Here is a 12,984-nt window from a genome sequence, read left to right on the forward strand (position 1 = left end):
GAAGGGCTAACTTTGCCATCTCAGAGCTTATTCAACAACTCCACCGTCGGCCACGCATCCGCAGGCAGTCCCAGCCGCTGCTGCTCGGCCTGAACAGCCGCGCGCGTTCCGGCACCCAGAATGCCGTCGATCTTGCCCACGTCATAGCCTCGGGCCTGTAGCTTGCTTTGCAGTTGCTTCATCTGCGCCGCGTTCAGCCCCTGCGCCGGGTTGCCTGCGTTGTAGACCTGCGCGCCCTCAAGGCGGGTGCCGAAATAGGCGGCGGTCAGGACGTAGGTAAAGCTTTGGTTCCACTCGAAATAGACGTCGAAATTGGGATAGGCTAGAAACGCCGGCCCCTTATGTCCTTGCGGCAGGATCAGCGAGGCAGGCAGGTTCGCCAGCGATCCGCCGCGCGCCTGCACGCCCATGGCCTGCCATTCGGACACCGGGCGCGGTTTGCCGGGGCCGGACAGGGACCAGTCCAAATCTGCGGGCACCGTGACCTCTTGCAGCCACGGCTGACCCGGCTGCCACCCCAGACCCGAAAGCATCTTGGCCCCCGACATCAACGCATCGGGCGCTGAGGTTTTCAGCGACACTTTGCCGTTGCCATCCCCGTCGACGCCGTTTTCCAGAATGTCGCGAGGCAGCATCTGCACCATGCCGATCTCTCCGGCCCAGGCCCCTGTGGTGCGGGCGGGGTCGAAATTACCCTGTTCGTACAGTTCGATGGCGGCGAAGATTTGCGGGCGGAACAGGTCGGGGCGGCGGCAATCATGGGCCAGTGTCACCAGCGCGTTACGGGTGTTGAAATCCCCCTGAACGGCTCCGTAGTCGGTCTCGAATGCCCAGAAGGCCAGCAAAACCCCGCGCGAGATGCCGTATTCGGCCTCGATCCGGTCAAACACCGCGTCGTATTTGCGCGACATGGCCTGCCCGCGATCGATCCGGTTTTGCGAGATCAGGCGGCGGGAAAAGTCGATGAAGGGGCGTTGGAACACGCCTTGCGCCCGGTCGGCTTTCAACACGGCCCCGTCCTGCTGCACCCCTTGGAAGAACGCGTTGACGGTGGATTTGTCAAACCCTTGCTGGACGGCCTCGGCCTTGAGCCCTTTGACAAAGGCGTTAAACCCGCCGCCACATTGGGCAAAGGCGGGCGAGGCGAACAGGGCGGCGGCAACAAGGCCGGAAAGAAAGCGCATGGGCGGGTCCGTCAGACTAAGAAACTGACCCCAACCCACACCGACACGAGGCCAAGTGCAAGCCCCCAAACCCGCCAGAGCATATCGCATGCGCGGAAAACCTCTGACGCGCCGATCTCTTGCGGGGCGTCGCCGTTGACCCAGGCCAGATCGCGGATCTGGCCGTCATAGCTGCGCGGGCCTGCCAGGGCCACGTTCAGGGCGCGCGCCATCGCCGCCTCGGGCCAGCCTGCATTGGGCGAGATATGGCGGCGGGCATCGGCGACCATTTCAGGCCAACGCGCCCATTGGCCCGACAGCGCCACGATCATCACACAGGTCAGGCGCGCCGGGATCAGGTTCAATACGTCATCCAGACGCGCGGCGGCCCAGCCGAACGCTAGGTACTTTTCGTTCCGATAGCCGATCATGCTATCGGCTGTGTTGACCGCCTTGTAGATCAGCAAGCCGGGCAATCCGGCGATCAGGAACCAGAACGCAGGCGCAATCACCCCGTCGCTGAGGTTTTCTGCGGCGCTTTCGATGGCCGATCGGGCGACCTGCGCTTGCGACATGTCCCGTGTGTCGCGTGAGACGATCATGGCCACCTTTGCCCGCCCCTCCGGCAGGGAGATTTGCAGCCCTTCGCCGACGTCGCGCACATGGGTCACCAACGATTTCTGTGCCAGAAGGATGGCGCAGATGAGGACCTCGACCACAGGTCCCAACAGGGACAGCACGCGCCCAAGGGTCAGCGCGCCGCCCACCAGCAGGATGACAACCGCGACGCCTTTGAGCCGCTTGTGTGCCCCATGGTTCAGGCGCTGGTCCAGCAGGCTGATGACATTGCCCATCATCACGGCCGGGTGTTTCACCCGCGACCACAGCCAGTCCGGTTCGCCCAATGCAGCGTCCAGGCACATGGCGCAGACCAGCAGGAATGCGGTGCTCACAACGCAGCCTCCAGCCTGGCCCAGCCGCCCGCAGAGGGAAGACCCAGCCGCAGGTAGGTTTGTGAATAGGGGAAGATGCGGCTCCAGATATGGGCGCGGGCCAGACGGGTTTGCCAGGCGGCGGCGCTGTCGACCTCATAGAGGCGGAACAGGGTCGTGCCGCCCACAAGCGTCGCGCCTTTTGAGGTCATCAGGGCATCCAGCCGCGCCGCCTCAGATGTCAGGTGCTGACGGGTGGCATTGGCCCAGCTTGGGTCGCTCAGCGCTTGGGTCCCGACCCGCAGGGCTGGGCCGGAAACAGCCCAAGGGCCGGTCAGGTCGTTCAGGCGGGCGATCAGCTCGGGCCGGCCAATGGCAAAGCCCAGCCGCATACCGGCCAGCCCCCAGAACTTGCCAAAACTCTTGAGCACCACAACACCGGGCCGCGCGGCGAGGTGGATCAGGGATGTCTCAGGGCTGACATCGCAAAAGCTTTCATCGATCACGGTCAGCGGTGCGTCGACATCAGCCTCGGACCAGACCCGCCCATCGGGGTTGTTCGGGTGCACGATGACGCGCGCATCGGCAGGGCCGTCGGGCTGCACTGTCCAACCTTGCGCGGCAAAGGCGGCGGCGTGTTCGTTATAGGTGGGCGTTGTGATCTGAACCCGCCCCTGCGGCGCTAGCGCCGGGATGCGGGCAATCACGGCTGAGGCCCCGGGCGAGGGCAGAACCGCAGCCCCGTCTGGTACGGACCAGAATTGCCGCGCGGCCTCTGCCAGCCTTTCAAACGCGCCATGGTCGGGCAGTTCTGCCCAATCGGCATGGGTCAGGTCCGTGACGGGGTAGGGATGCGGGTTGATGCCGGTGGATAAGTCCATCCATCCAGCGCGGGTTCCGCCATAGGTGGCGATGGCCCCATCCAGCCCGCCGCCATGATCGCGCGCCTCGCGGGGGTTCAAGTTTTTGTCAGGGCCTGCCATGGGTTTCTCGCCGGAATCGCTCATTTCCGCTTGCTTCAAGCGGATTTTCGCCGTTTGCACAAGCAATTCCCTCCGTTCAGGGTTACCGGTCGCGAGCGTTAACACTTTGTTAAGGAATAAGCGAGATCACGATGAACGGGGGTCGGCACCACTCACTCTTCCTAGTGCCGAGGTTGTTGAAAATGAAAGTTTTGATTGTTGAGAGTAACCCCGACCTTGGTCGGGTTTGGAAAAGGCATCTTGAACGTCACGGCGCCGAAGTCTCGCTGGTGGCGGGCCAAGAGGCTGCTATTCTTGCGCTTTATGGCCAGGATTTTGAGATCATCGTGCTGGATCTGGTTCTGGAAACCGGCAGCGCGCTGGCAGTGGCCGATTTCGCCAGTTACCGCCGCCCCGAGACGCGTGTGATCTTTGTCACCAACACCACCTTCTTCTCGGACGGGTCTATCTTTGCGCATAGCCCGAATGCCTGTGCCTATGTCCAAAGCGAAACGCCGCCAGAGGATCTGGCGGCGATGGTCGAACATTACGCGGCGGGGCGCTGACCCCGGCCGTGGGGTTCTGAATAATCCAGCACCGGGTTCACCGGGATGATCCGGTGCGGATTTATCGTCTCGTGACTATAGTGATAGTGGCGCACGATATGGTCCATATTCACCGTCCCGGCCACTCCCGGCCATTGGTATAGCTCTCGGGTATAGGCCCACAGGTTCGGATAATCGATCAACCGACGGCGGTTGCATTTGAAATGCAGGTGATAGACCGGATCGAACCGGATCAGGGTGGTGAACAGGCGCCAATCGGCCTCGGTCAGGCGATCCCCCATCAGATAACGGTTGCTGACCAGCCGCGCCTCAAGCCAGTCCAGCGTGTCGAACAGGGGGGTGACGGCGGCGTCATAGGCGCCTTGGCTGGTGGCAAAGCCGGATTTGTAGACGCCGTTGTTAACATCGGAATAGATGCGCGCGTTGACCTCTTCGATCTCATCCCGCATCGGTTCGGGCCAATAGTCATCCGTGTTGCCGGTGATCTCGTCAAAGGCCGAGTTGAACATGCGGATGATTTCCGAGCTTTCGTTCGACACAATCGTCTGTTGGGCCTTGTCCCACAGGATCGGCACGGTCACACGGCCCGAATAGGCCGGGTCGGCTTTGGTGTAGACTTGATGGGCAAAGTCGAACCCGTGCAGCGTGTCACCGGTTGCCCCGTGATCGTCCGTCTTGAACGTCCAGCCCTTGTCCAGCATGTCCGGATGCACGACCGAAACGTCGATCAGATTGGTCAGCCCTTTCAACTCACGAAAGATCAACGCGCGATGCGCCCAGGGGCAGGCGTGGCTGACATAGAGGTGATAGCGTCCGGGTTCTGCCTTGAACCCGCCCTTGCCCGAGGGGCCGGCGCTGCCGTCGGGGGTCAGCCAGTTGCGAAATTGCGCGGCGCTGCGTTTGAACGCGCCGCCGGTGGATTTGGTATCATACCAGGTGTCATGCCATTTGCCGTCAACCAACAGGCCCATCTTGCATCCTCCGCTTATGCGTTTTGGCAAAGATAGGGCCTTGCCGGGGCGCGTCACATGCCCGACGGCGCGCATGGTCTCTGCGCTGGTGCACAGGCGGGGTTGAGATTTCCGCGCAACAGGCGGCGGGGGTTTGGGGCTATGTGACCACCTTCACTAGATATTTACAGTCAGTGGGTCACAATAGTTCGGGCTTCCGGGGGGAATTGTTATGACGACCTATGTTTCTAAAGAAATAAGCGCCGAATTGGATGCGGCGCGAATCGCAGGATTGAAAAAGACCAGCCGTCTTCGTGTAGAATTCGGCGACAATACATTTAAAATTCTCAGATTGTGGAGGGACGGCTTCACGGTTGAGGCTGAGACGACGCCGCAATTGCGTGGGCTGGTCGATATCTATGACGGCGCGCGTCACCTGTACCAATGCCTGATCATCGCGGATGAGGCGCAGGCGGGTGAGATGCGGTACGACTTCAAACGCAGCACCGCCGCGGCCGACACGGCTCCGCTGGACTTTTATCGCGCGCCGGACGCGCCCATCGCGCTGTTGGGATACGAAGACTAGGGGCGGATTTCCACCGTTGTCCCATTTGGTGTCAGGCTCCAAAGCCGCGCCATTTCGACATTTGACAAGGCGATGCAACCGGCCGTCCAGTCGCCCGGGAGGGTCAGCCCCACTATACCGTTCGGCTGTCCATGAATGAAGATATCGCCCCCCGGATCAACGCCCTGAGCCTGGGCGCGGGTGACGTCTTCGGGTTTGGGATAGTTGATCCCAAGAGACAGGTGAAAGGCGCTTTGGGGATTGCGTCGGTCTATCGTAAACGTCCCGATGGGCGTTTTCCCGTCACCTTCCTGCTGTTTGTCACCTTGCGGAGCGAACCCCAGCGCGACGTCCGCCTGCATGACGACCGCTCCGTTCAAGGACGCGGTCAAGCGCCGGGCGGATTTCTCGATCAGGATGTGGTCAATCTGCGTAGCCACAGGCGCCATCGCAGGCGCGGGCGGGCGCGGCCCATATCGCTGCCATGCCACCCATGCCGCGCCGATCAGGCACAGCATGAGGGTTATCTTTAGCGCCCACTTCACTGCAAATCGGCAAAGGCATGTTTCAGGCGGGCGCAGGCATCCTCGACCCGGCTGCGTTGGGTGGCCAGGTTGAACCGCTCAAATGTTTCTCCGCCCGCGCCGAAGCCAGGTCCAGAGGAGGTGGCGATCTTGGCGTCGTCGCGCAGGCGGCGGATGAACTCATCGTGATCCATACCGGTGCCCGAGAAATCGACCCACGCCAGATAGGTGGCCTGCAACGGCATGGACCAGAGGCCGGGAATCTCGGCAATGGTGGCGTCAAACAGCCTGCGGTTACCATCCAGATGCGCGATCTGCGCGTCGACCCACGCGGCCCCCTCGGGCGAGTAGGCCGCGGTGATCATGGCCACCCCCAACGCGCTGGGATCATAATCCAGCGTCTGAATGCGGTGCCGCATGGCCGCGCGCAGCGCAGGGTCGGGGATGATCATGTTGCCTGTGCGCTGGCCTGCGATGTTGAACGTCTTGGAGGCCGCCGTCAGGGTCACGGTCCACGCCCGCGCATCCGGTGCAGCCACATCCATCGGCACGAAGGTGTTGCCGGGATAGACCAGATCATGGTGAATTTCGTCCGACACAAGGATCAGTCCGTTGCGCTCGGCAAAGGCGGCGACGGCGCGCAGTTCATCGGGCGTCCAGACACGGCCCGACGGGTTCTGCGGCGAACACCACAGCAACATTTTTTCAGTTCCGTCCAGTCGCGATTGGGCGTCATCCAGATCAAGCGCGTAGGTATCGCCGTCACGTAACAACGGGCATTCCACCACACGGCGACCGGTTTTGTTCACCTTGTGGGCGAACTCGTGGTAGACGGGCGTGAAGATCACCACCCCATCACTGGGTTCCGTCCACACGTCCAGACACAGGGCAATCGCGTTGCCCAGACCTTGCGAGGTCAGCACCCATTCCGTGTCGATGTCCCACCCATGGCGGGTCTTCATCCACCATTGGATCGAGGCCAGATACTCTGGGTGCATCCAGGAATAGCCAAACGCACCGTGGTCCGCGGCGGCGCGCACCGCTTCGATCACGCAGGGCGCAGTGGCATAGTCGGAATCGGCGGTCCACATGGCCAGCCCATCCTTCGGAGAGACGCCATAGAGCGTCTCCATCTTATCCCATTTTGAACTGTTGGTGCCCCGGCGGTCGATCAGGTCGTTGAAAGTCATGTCTGCTCCGTCTGTTGGGGGGAAAGCTAGCCACAATTGCAGCAGGCGCAAGGGGGGCGTTGCGGCGGGGGGCGGGATGGCCTAAATCAACCCCATGAAACGCAATATCCTGATCCATCCCGACCCCCGTCTGAAAAAGGTCTGCGCCCCGGTGGCCGATCTGTCGGACGCGCTGCGCACTTTGGCAGACGACATGCTGGAAACGATGTATGACGCCCCCGGCATCGGGCTGGCGGCACCGCAGATCGGTGTGCTGGACCGCCTGATCGTAATGGATTGCGTCAAGGAGGAGGGTGAGGCCCCGCGCCCCCTGATCATGTTCAACCCCGAGATCGTCGCCTCATCCGACGAAACCAATGTCTATGAGGAAGGCTGCCTGTCGATCCCCGAGCAATATGCCGAGGTGACGCGCCCCAAGGTGGTGGATGTGGCCTGGATCGACCGCGACGGCAACGCGCAGCAAGAGACGTTCGATGGTCTCTGGGCCACCTGCGTGCAGCATGAGATCGACCACCTGAACGGCAAGCTGTTCATCGATTACCTCAAGCCTTTGAAACGGCAGATGATCACGCGCAAGATGCAAAAACTCAAGCGCGAGCAGGCGCGCTCATGACCGTGCGCAGCTGCCTGCCGTGGCCCGACAAGCGCCTGCGCACCAAGGCCGAGGATGTGGCCGAGATCACCGATGAGGTCCGCGCCATCTGGCAGGACATGATCGACACGATGGAGGCGATGCCCGGCGTTGGCCTCGCCGCCACGCAGATCGGGGTGATGTTGCGGCTGGCGGTCGTGGATGGCTCGACCGAGCGGGGCAGGGCCGTTCGTTTGGCGAACCCCGAAATTCTGCACAGCTCAATCGAGTTGCGTGAACATGATGAGGCCAGCCCGAACCTGCCCGGTGTTTCGGCCAAGGTGAAACGCCCGCGTGCGGTGACAGTGAAGTTTCTGAACGAAAACGGCATGATCGACCGACGCGATTTCGTGGGAATCGAGGCCACCAGCGTGCAGCATCAGATCGACCATCTGAATGGGCGGATGTATTTCGACCGGCTCAGCAAGGTCAAACGCGACATGCTGCTGCGCAAAGCCAAAAAGCAGGGGTAGAGATGCGCGTTGTCTTTATGGGGACACCTGATTTCTCGGTCCCGGTGCTGGATGCGCTGGTCGGGGCCGGGCATGAGATCGCGGCCGTTTACTGCCAACCCCCACGCCCGGCGGGACGCGGCAAGAAGGACCGACCGACGCCTGTTCATGCACGGGCCGAGGCGCTGGGGCTGATGGTGCGCCATCCCGTTTCGCTGAAATCGGCAGAAGAACAGGCGGCTTTTGCCGCGCTGAACGCGGATGTGGCGGTTGTTGTGGCCTATGGCCTGCTGCTGCCGCAACTTGTTCTGGATGCACCCAAAAATGGCTGCCTGAACATCCATGCCAGCCTGTTGCCGCGTTGGCGCGGGGCCGCGCCGATCCACCGGGCAATCATGGCTGGCGATGCGCAAACCGGCATCTGCATCATGCAGATGGAGGCCGGGTTGGACACCGGACCCGTCTTGCTGCGGCAAGCCACTGACATCGGTGCCCAAGAAACAACGGCCCAGTTGCATGATCGTCTGTCGGGTATGGGCGCTGGCCTGATTGTGGACGCCTTGGCCGATCTGCCCGACCTCACACCCGACCCGCAGCCTGCGGAGGGTGTCACCTATGCCACAAAGATCGACAAAGCCGAGGCGCGGGTCGACTGGACCCGCCCGGCGGTTGAGGTTGATCGCCAAATCCGCGGCCTGTCGCCTTTCCCCGGTGCGTGGACCGAAATCGGGGGGCAGCGCGTCAAACTGCTGGCTTCGGCGCTGGCCGAAGGGCAGGGCCAGCCCGGAGAGGTTCTGAACGATGCCCTCCGCGTGGCCTGTGGCGATGGCGCGGTTGACCTGTTGCGCCTGCAACGTGCAGGTAAGGGCGCGCAGGATGTGCAAACCTTTCTTCGGGGCTGGCCGGTTGACGCCGGAACCCATCTGAATGCGGGGTAGATCAGATGTTCATGGTTCTGATGGGAACAGTCGTGATTGCCGGTATCGTAGGCTATCTGTCCGAAAAGACGGGCTTTACCCATAACGGCTATCTGCCCTCGATCATCATTTGCGTGGGCGGCGCGTTCCTGTTCTACTTTGTCCGCATCATGTTCGGCATCAGCTTTGGCCCTCCGGGCCTGAATGCGGTGCTGTCATCCATCGGTGCGCTGATCATCGTACCGACTCACTGGAGGAAATAGCGTGCCCGTCCTTGCCCTGATCGTGATCGGAGCCGCCGCCGGATTTCTGGCCACGCGGCTGATGCGGATTGAGGCGGACATTCCAACCACCATGCTGATCGGTATCGTGGGGGCGTTGGTTGGCGGGTTTCTGTTGCGGGCCTTGATCACGGTGGCCGGCTGGCTGTCGGGTTTTGTGGGCGCCGTACTGGGCGCGCTTTTGGTGATCTGGATTTGGCAGACATATCTGCGGCGCTAAGCGCTTGACGTTTGTGCGGTTTCCCGGCCAGATCGCCGGAACACAAAACCCCAAGGAAATACCATGTCCGACGATCTGAACCCCGGTGACGTTGCCCTGATGGGGGTGCCGCTGGATTTGCACTCATCCTTCCTGCAAGGGCCCGCCTTTGCGCCGGGCCGCATCCGCGAGGCGCTGCATTCGGGGGCCGCGAACCTGACCGCCGAGGATGGCACCGATCTGGGGGCGACGGATCGTTTCAAGGATACCGGCGATCTGGATGTGTTCGAGATGATGGGACAGGAACCCATCGACCGGATCGAAGCCGGGGCTGCGGCCCGTATCGCCACCGGCGCGCGGCTGTTGTCGCTGGGGGGTGATCACTCGGTCGCGTATCCGCTGATCAAGGCGCATGCAGAGCGGTATGAGGGGTTGAACATCCTGCATATCGACTCGCATCCCGACCTCTATGACAGCCAGCAGATCGGTCCGCTGGGCCATGGTTGCCCGTTCGCACGGGTGATGGAGACCTGCCGGATCAACCGTCTGGTTCAGGTCGGCATCCGCACCATGAACAAGCACCAGCAAGAGCAGGCTGACAAGTTCGGGGTCGAGGTGATCGATATGCAAAGCTGGAGCCCCGACCTTGAGATCAGCTTTGACGGGCCGGTGTACCTGTCGCTGGATCTGGACGCGCTGGACCCGGCCTTTGCGCCCGGCGTGTCGCATCACGAACCCGGCGGGCTGAGCACGCGCGAAGTGATCAACCTGATCCACCGGTTCAAGGGTCAGCTGGTCGGCGCGGATATTGTCGAGCTGAACCCCCATCGCGATCCCTACGGGATGACCGCGATGGTGGCGGCGAAATTCGTCAAGGAAATCGGCGGGCGGTTGTTGGCGCGCTGAGCTCAGCGCGCATCGCAGAGTGCAGGCGCGCCAAGGCGCGGTGACCGGGTTGTGCTCAGGTCATATTGATCCGCCTCGGCCGCTGTCATCCAGTGCATGCCCTCGGCGGGGGCGGCGTCAAGCGTGTACCAGTAAAACGCCTCATCCACGCCAATATCCGCGTAGTAATCCAGATACCGGTCATGCTCGGGGTCGTCTTGGGGGATTTCAGTCGCCACGATGTTCCAGCCGCCCCAGCTGTGGACGCCGACACAAGCCCCCTGTTCCAGAACGCGCCGGTTGCCCGCCAGAAACAGGTCCGTCCCGCCCGAAGCCACCAACCCGTCCGAGGGCACAACAGTGTCGAACCCCAGCTCACGTACAACGCGCGAGAAGATGACATTGGAATCGTCGTCAATCGAGCCTTCGATATTCTGCAGCACCAGCGTTTTGATCTGCGGATTTTCCCGCGTGATGTCCTGAAACGCGCTGAGCGTGGTGTGGTCGATGGTGCCGACGGCTACGATTTCGTCCCCTTGCGCCACGAATTGCACCGGGTCGTCTTGCGTGCCACAGGCACCCAGCAGCGTGAGACCAAGCAATACGTAAACGGATCGTTTCATGGAAAAGGGTTTCCTTTTCAAACGCGCGGCGGACGGCTTTTGTAGACGGGCAGTTTCCAGCCAAACAACAGCGATCCGGCCCGCAAGGCCCAGCAGATCAGGGCGCAGGCAGCCAAGGCCACAATGGGTTCAAAGCCAAAGCGGTTTAAGGCCACGGCCCCAAGTGCACCGGCAAAGGCGCAGGAGACATAAAGCTCACCTTGCTTCAGGACCAAAGGCACCTCATTGCAGACCACATCGCGCATCAAGCCGCCCAGACACCCGGTGGAAATTCCCATCAACACGACAACGACGCCGGGTTTGCCAAGGGACAGGGCAGCGGCAGTGCCTGCGGCGACGGCAATGGACAGGGCGAAACTGTCCAGCCAGATCAGCCAGTTATATCTGCTTTCAACCCGATGGGCGGTGAAAAAGACCAGCACGGACGCGGCGACCGCGATCAGGATGTAATCGGGTTGTCCGACCCAGAAAATGGGGTGCCGGTCCAGCAACAGGTCGCGCACCGTGCCGCCGCCAACAGCGGTCAGGCTGGCGATGAAGGCAAACCCCACCAGATCAAGCTGTGCCCGGCTGGCCACCAGCGCACCCGTCAGCGCGAAGACGAAAACCGAGGCATAGTCCAGCAGGGCAAGCCAGGTCACGACTGCGCCTTTTGCGGCTTGAACGGGGCCATGCCGGCGCGGGCCAGCTCATCGGCCTTTTCGTTTTCGGGATGCCCGGCATGGCCTTTGACCCATTCCCATGTCACATCATGGCGGGTTTGCGCCTCGTCCAGCCGCTGCCACAGATCGACATTCTTGACCGGTTTCTTATTCGAGGTCTTCCAGCCGTTCCGCTTCCACCCGAAAATCCAGCCGGTCACGCCGTTTTTCACATAGGCACTGTCGGTGACCACAGTGATGGTTGAGGCGCGCTCTAACGTCTCAAGCGCGCTGATCGCGGCCAGCAATTCCATGCGGTTATTGGTGGTCTCGGCCTCGCCGCCCTTGAGCTTGCGCTCTTTCAGAACGGTGTCGCCGTCCATCGCGCGCAACAGCACGCCCCAGCCTCCGGGGCCGGGATTGCCGGAACAGGCGCCGTCGGTATAGGCAAAAAGCTCAGGCATGGGCCAGCACCAGAATGAAGCCGTCGTAAGACCCGGCCAGACCCGAGCCCACACCCGTGGTGATCTGATTGACGGTAAAGCCTGCCTGTTCCAGCGCCGCTTCGATCTCGGTCTGAGAGAAATAGGTGTAATAGCGGTCCAGATCGTCGCGATGTTCGCCCGTGCCCAGCTTCAGGCCCAGAAAAAAGATGCCGCCGGGTTTCAGCGCGCGATGGATGGTGGCCAGGTGGCGCGGAAAATCGGCGCGCGGGGCATGCAGCAGGGAAAAGCTGGCATAGACGCCATCATATTCGGCCTCTTCGGTCACGTCGTCGAAGGTGCCCAGATGTGCGTCGACGCCGTTTTCCCGCGCGTGTTCGACAAAGGCTGGGGTGGCGTCCAATGCGCGCACGCGCAGCCCCTGGCGCATCAGAAAGGCACTGTCGGAACCGGGCCCCGAGCCCAGATCAAGGACATAGCCCGTCCCAACAGCCTCGGCGAAGGCCAAGCGCGCCTCGATCTGTTCGGGAGGCAAGGGGACCTGCAGGTATTCGGTCACGCGGGTGGAGTACGCGTCGATTGTTCGTTTATCGGTCACAGGTACACTCCTACGGCAAGACAGGCCACGACGACGGCAGTCAGGGTTACGCGCAGGCGCAGCCACCATGTGGGGGTCAAACGCCAATAGGCAAACAGGGCATCCAGAACCAGCAAACCGGCAAAGCCGTACATCAGATATGTGCCTGCGCTGACCGGGCCGCCTCCGGTTTTGAAGAACGCCCAGAGGGCGGGCAGAACGGACAGACCGTAGCAGACCGCCGCCTTGCTGCCCGAGGTTTTGGTGGCAAAGCCCCACAGCACCCCCGACATGAAGCTCAGGATCACCGACCCATAGAAAAGCTGCACATAAGGCCCCACCATACGCGCGCCGAACGTCTGCGTGCCCCATGCGTGCAGGTCATCGTTCAGGTAGGTCAGCGCGCCCCAGATAAAGGGGATCAGCCCGGCCAGACCGAGGATAAGAGGGGTTCTGGGCACGCCGCTCATACGGGGTGCCCCG

19 protein-coding genes are annotated in these 12,984 nt (G+C 62.0%); 8 read left to right on the forward strand and 11 right to left on the reverse strand.

Translation table 11 applies throughout. From position 1 onward, the window contains the following. Positions 1–20: 20 nt before the first annotated feature. Genes ACRZ94_RS18570 through ACRZ94_RS18580 form a run of 3 tightly spaced genes read right to left on the reverse strand, consistent with a single transcriptional unit; the run spans position 21 to position 3,102 of the window. On the reverse strand, positions 21–1,184 hold the full coding sequence (locus ACRZ94_RS18570; RefSeq protein WP_480656010.1) for a lytic murein transglycosylase: 1,164 nt from the start codon (positions 1,182–1,184) through the stop codon (positions 21–23). Positions 1,185–1,195: 11 nt separating this feature from the next. Beyond that, the gene (cbiB, locus tag ACRZ94_RS18575; protein ID WP_480798029.1) at positions 1,196–2,116 is read right to left on the reverse strand and encodes an adenosylcobinamide-phosphate synthase CbiB; all 921 of its coding nucleotides are present in this window, start codon (positions 2,114–2,116) and stop codon (positions 1,196–1,198) included. Beyond that, complete coding sequence (locus ACRZ94_RS18580) at positions 2,113–3,102, reverse strand: threonine-phosphate decarboxylase (protein ID WP_480798030.1); 990 nt, start codon at positions 3,100–3,102, stop codon at positions 2,113–2,115. Before ACRZ94_RS18580 ends, cbiB begins: the two co-directional genes overlap by 4 nt. 158 nt (positions 3,103–3,260) lie before the next feature. On the opposite strand from ACRZ94_RS18580, the gene ACRZ94_RS18585 reads away from it, so the two are divergent. Further along, entirely contained in the window at positions 3,261–3,623 is a 363-nt protein-coding gene (locus ACRZ94_RS18585; protein WP_480656015.1) for a response regulator transcription factor, read from the forward strand. Here ACRZ94_RS18585 and ACRZ94_RS18590 read toward each other — a convergent pair. Next, the gene (locus ACRZ94_RS18590; protein ID WP_480656017.1) at positions 3,605–4,594 is read right to left on the reverse strand and encodes a glutathione S-transferase family protein; all 990 of its coding nucleotides are present in this window, start codon (positions 4,592–4,594) and stop codon (positions 3,605–3,607) included. The genes ACRZ94_RS18585 and ACRZ94_RS18590 overlap by 19 nt on opposite strands. Positions 4,595–4,805: 211 nt before the next feature. Here ACRZ94_RS18590 and ACRZ94_RS18595 point away from each other — a divergent pair, with 211 nt between their 5' ends. Continuing rightward, positions 4,806–5,159, forward strand: a complete 354-nt coding sequence (locus ACRZ94_RS18595) for a hypothetical protein (RefSeq protein ID WP_480656019.1) — start codon at positions 4,806–4,808, stop codon at positions 5,157–5,159. Here ACRZ94_RS18595 and ACRZ94_RS18600 read toward each other — a convergent pair. Next, positions 5,156–5,656 (reverse strand): L,D-transpeptidase family protein, encoded by a 501-nt coding sequence (locus tag ACRZ94_RS18600; RefSeq protein WP_480656021.1) that lies wholly within the window; start codon positions 5,654–5,656, stop codon positions 5,156–5,158. The two genes, ACRZ94_RS18595 and ACRZ94_RS18600, sit on opposite strands and share 4 nt — an antisense overlap. A 23-nt stretch (positions 5,657–5,679) precedes the next feature. Continuing rightward, positions 5,680–6,852: a MalY/PatB family protein gene (locus ACRZ94_RS18605; protein ID WP_480656023.1), complete on the reverse strand. Its 1,173-nt coding sequence runs from the start codon at positions 6,850–6,852 to the stop codon at positions 5,680–5,682. Positions 6,853–6,946: 94 nt separating this feature from the next. On the opposite strand from ACRZ94_RS18605, the gene def (ACRZ94_RS18610) reads away from it, so the two are divergent. From def (ACRZ94_RS18610) to speB, 6 genes are all read left to right on the forward strand, one after another. After that, positions 6,947–7,465: a peptide deformylase gene (gene def, locus ACRZ94_RS18610; RefSeq protein WP_480656025.1), complete on the forward strand. Its 519-nt coding sequence runs from the start codon at positions 6,947–6,949 to the stop codon at positions 7,463–7,465. Further along, the gene (gene def / locus ACRZ94_RS18615; RefSeq protein ID WP_480656027.1) at positions 7,462–7,956 is read left to right on the forward strand and encodes a peptide deformylase; all 495 of its coding nucleotides are present in this window, start codon (positions 7,462–7,464) and stop codon (positions 7,954–7,956) included. The genes def (ACRZ94_RS18610) and def (ACRZ94_RS18615) overlap by 4 nt, the downstream gene beginning before the upstream one ends. Positions 7,957–7,958: 2 nt before the next feature. Continuing rightward, positions 7,959–8,873 carry a methionyl-tRNA formyltransferase gene (gene fmt, locus ACRZ94_RS18620; protein ID WP_480798031.1) on the forward strand — a complete coding sequence of 305 codons (915 nt, stop codon included), beginning with the start codon at positions 7,959–7,961 and terminating at the stop codon, positions 8,871–8,873. A 5-nt stretch (positions 8,874–8,878) separates the two neighbouring features. Beyond that, a complete protein-coding gene (locus tag ACRZ94_RS18625; RefSeq protein WP_170387214.1) occupies positions 8,879–9,115 on the forward strand; it encodes a hypothetical protein in 237 nt (78 codons plus the stop codon). Position 9,116: 1 nt separating this feature from the next. Beyond that, positions 9,117–9,353 carry a GlsB/YeaQ/YmgE family stress response membrane protein gene (locus ACRZ94_RS18630; protein WP_480656031.1) on the forward strand — a complete coding sequence of 79 codons (237 nt, stop codon included), beginning with the start codon at positions 9,117–9,119 and terminating at the stop codon, positions 9,351–9,353. 63 nt (positions 9,354–9,416) lie between these two features. Beyond that, positions 9,417–10,238: an agmatinase gene (speB, locus tag ACRZ94_RS18635; RefSeq protein ID WP_480798032.1), complete on the forward strand. Its 822-nt coding sequence runs from the start codon at positions 9,417–9,419 to the stop codon at positions 10,236–10,238. A gap of 2 nt (positions 10,239–10,240) precedes the next feature. On the opposite strand, the gene ACRZ94_RS18640 is transcribed toward speB, so the two are convergent. From ACRZ94_RS18640 to ACRZ94_RS18660, 5 genes are read right to left on the reverse strand one after another with little or no spacing between them, the layout of a single operon-like run. Continuing rightward, a complete protein-coding gene (locus ACRZ94_RS18640; RefSeq protein WP_480656035.1) occupies positions 10,241–10,840 on the reverse strand; it encodes a COG3904 family protein in 600 nt (199 codons plus the stop codon). 17 nt (positions 10,841–10,857) lie between these two features. Then, positions 10,858–11,481 carry a trimeric intracellular cation channel family protein gene (locus ACRZ94_RS18645; RefSeq protein WP_480656037.1) on the reverse strand — a complete coding sequence of 208 codons (624 nt, stop codon included), beginning with the start codon at positions 11,479–11,481 and terminating at the stop codon, positions 10,858–10,860. Next, a complete protein-coding gene (rnhA, locus tag ACRZ94_RS18650; protein WP_480656039.1) occupies positions 11,478–11,945 on the reverse strand; it encodes a ribonuclease HI in 468 nt (155 codons plus the stop codon). The genes ACRZ94_RS18645 and rnhA overlap by 4 nt, the downstream gene beginning before the upstream one ends. After that, complete coding sequence (locus ACRZ94_RS18655; RefSeq protein ID WP_480656041.1) at positions 11,938–12,522, reverse strand: class I SAM-dependent DNA methyltransferase; 585 nt, start codon at positions 12,520–12,522, stop codon at positions 11,938–11,940. The genes rnhA and ACRZ94_RS18655 overlap by 8 nt, the downstream gene beginning before the upstream one ends. Next, complete coding sequence (locus ACRZ94_RS18660; RefSeq protein ID WP_480656117.1) at positions 12,519–12,971, reverse strand: DUF3429 domain-containing protein; 453 nt, start codon at positions 12,969–12,971, stop codon at positions 12,519–12,521. The genes ACRZ94_RS18655 and ACRZ94_RS18660 overlap by 4 nt, the downstream gene beginning before the upstream one ends. Positions 12,972–12,984: the final 13 nt, after the last annotated feature.

The sequence above is a fragment of the Ruegeria sp. CH10 genome, assembly GCF_056537125.1.

Excerpts from the sequence above, each read along its gene's own strand:
- ACRZ94_RS18570 (WP_480656010.1), bottom strand. The coding sequence starts at position 1,184 with ATGCGCTTTCTTTCCGGCCTTGTTGCCGCCGCCCTGTTCGCCTCGCCC.
- ACRZ94_RS18580 (WP_480798030.1), bottom strand. The coding sequence starts at position 3,102 with ATGAGCGATTCCGGCGAGAAACCCATGGCAGGCCCTGACAAAAACTTG.
- ACRZ94_RS18585 (WP_480656015.1), top strand. The coding sequence starts at position 3,261 with ATGAAAGTTTTGATTGTTGAGAGTAACCCCGACCTTGGTCGGGTTTGG.
- ACRZ94_RS18590 (WP_480656017.1), bottom strand. The coding sequence starts at position 4,594 with ATGGGCCTGTTGGTTGACGGCAAATGGCATGACACCTGGTATGATACC.
- ACRZ94_RS18595 (WP_480656019.1), top strand. The coding sequence starts at position 4,806 with ATGACGACCTATGTTTCTAAAGAAATAAGCGCCGAATTGGATGCGGCG.
- ACRZ94_RS18600 (WP_480656021.1), bottom strand. The coding sequence starts at position 5,656 with ATGCTGTGCCTGATCGGCGCGGCATGGGTGGCATGGCAGCGATATGGG.
- ACRZ94_RS18605 (WP_480656023.1), bottom strand. The coding sequence starts at position 6,852 with ATGACTTTCAACGACCTGATCGACCGCCGGGGCACCAACAGTTCAAAA.
- def (WP_480656025.1), top strand. The coding sequence starts at position 6,947 with ATGAAACGCAATATCCTGATCCATCCCGACCCCCGTCTGAAAAAGGTC.
- def (WP_480656027.1), top strand. The coding sequence starts at position 7,462 with ATGACCGTGCGCAGCTGCCTGCCGTGGCCCGACAAGCGCCTGCGCACC.
- fmt (WP_480798031.1), top strand. The coding sequence starts at position 7,959 with ATGCGCGTTGTCTTTATGGGGACACCTGATTTCTCGGTCCCGGTGCTG.
- ACRZ94_RS18625 (WP_170387214.1), top strand. The coding sequence starts at position 8,879 with ATGTTCATGGTTCTGATGGGAACAGTCGTGATTGCCGGTATCGTAGGC.
- speB (WP_480798032.1), top strand. The coding sequence starts at position 9,417 with ATGTCCGACGATCTGAACCCCGGTGACGTTGCCCTGATGGGGGTGCCG.
- ACRZ94_RS18640 (WP_480656035.1), bottom strand. The coding sequence starts at position 10,840 with ATGAAACGATCCGTTTACGTATTGCTTGGTCTCACGCTGCTGGGTGCC.
- rnhA (WP_480656039.1), bottom strand. The coding sequence starts at position 11,945 with ATGCCTGAGCTTTTTGCCTATACCGACGGCGCCTGTTCCGGCAATCCC.
- ACRZ94_RS18660 (WP_480656117.1), bottom strand. The coding sequence starts at position 12,971 with ATGAGCGGCGTGCCCAGAACCCCTCTTATCCTCGGTCTGGCCGGGCTG.